At 63.9% G+C, this 1,231-nt stretch carries 2 protein-coding genes; both read right to left on the bottom strand.

The annotated features are described in order from the left end of the window. Positions 1-455: cell division protein SepF (locus tag AC5RWX_RS33505; RefSeq protein ID WP_494100460.1), on the bottom strand; the 455-nt coding region annotated here is incomplete at its 3' end. A 90-nt stretch (positions 456-545) separates the two neighbouring features. Continuing rightward, positions 546-1,229 carry a YggS family pyridoxal phosphate enzyme gene (locus tag AC5RWX_RS33500; RefSeq protein WP_494100459.1) on the bottom strand — a complete coding sequence of 228 codons (684 nt, stop codon included), beginning with the start codon at positions 1,227-1,229 and terminating at the stop codon, positions 546-548. Positions 1,230-1,231: the final 2 nt, after the last annotated feature.

Here is a 1,231-nt window from a genome sequence, read left to right as displayed (position 1 = left end):
GAGAGCAGGAACACCTTGTTGGTCACCCGCTCGATGCTCCCCCGAAGCCCGAAAACCAGGCCGGCAGAGAAATCGACCAGGCGCTTGGCGTCGGCCTCACCCATGTCGGTCACGTTCATGATGACCGGGATTCCATCACGGAAGCTTTCGCCGATCAGCTTGGCATCGTTATAGGAGCGCGGGTGGATGGTAGTGATCTGGCGGAGACCGGTGGTCTCCTCGCGGCTGGATGCCGCGCGCTTGATGGGGGTCACTGGGGCGCGGTATTCCTCTTCGGGGGTGTAGGACGTTTCACGGCTGACCTCGCGGACGGGTGCAGGTGCACGGCGTTCCTCGCGGTCAACTTCCATCGCTTCGTCCTCATCCTTACGTGTGGTCTGTTGCTCGGACTCGTAGTGTTCATCGCCGTCGGCGAGCCCAAGATAGATCATTGTCTTGCGCAGAGCGCCGGCCATGGTCGACTCCTAATCGTGTCCGTTAAGCGGGCCGCCCAATGGCTTGACAGCACTGGAGTCCCCCGCCCATCACTTCCAATAGCTCCGACGCTACCCCACGGCAGGACGCGATCCGAGAATATCGGAACCGATTCGCAGGTGTGTCGCCCCGAACAGGATGGCAGCTTCCAGGTCCTGGCTCATACCCGCCGAGATGGCGGTCGCAGCGGGGTGCTCCGCAACCAAGCCGGCAGACACTGCAGCAAGTTTTTCGAAGGCGGGCCCAGGCGGGGCGCCCAAAGGGGCCACTGCCATCACCCCTGCAAGATTGAGGCTCCCGGCTGCAGCTATCTGTTCTGCAAGCATCCCAACTTCGCTGGGGGCGGCGCCGCCCCGGTGCGTTCCGGCCTCGTCCTCCAGGCTGACCTGAATGAAGCACTCCAGCGGCGCCCGACCCGTAGCGTCACGCTCAGCCCTCGCCGCCTTGGCGAGGGCGTCCACGAGCTGCGGCCGGTCAACCGAATGGACGGCGGCTGCATACCGGAGCACGGACTTGGCCTTTTTGGTCTGCAGCTGCCCCACGAAATGCCAGGCAAGTCCACACTCTGCCAATTGTTCGGCCTTTGCAGCCGCTTCCTGGTCCCGGTTTTCGCCAACGTCGGTAATACCCAGGGCGGCGAGCCGTGTAAATTCTTCCCCCCGGGGGGACATGGTAACCACCATCAAGGTGGGGAGGCTTCCTTCCCTGCCTGCCGCCCGCGCCGCCGCACTGATGCGGCGCCGGATGACATCGATCC

The organism is Arthrobacter sp. SPT-J7 (assembly GCF_059089965.1).
The sequence above is the reverse complement of the archived record's forward strand: the minus strand, read 5'-3'. Positions and strand labels throughout refer to the sequence as shown.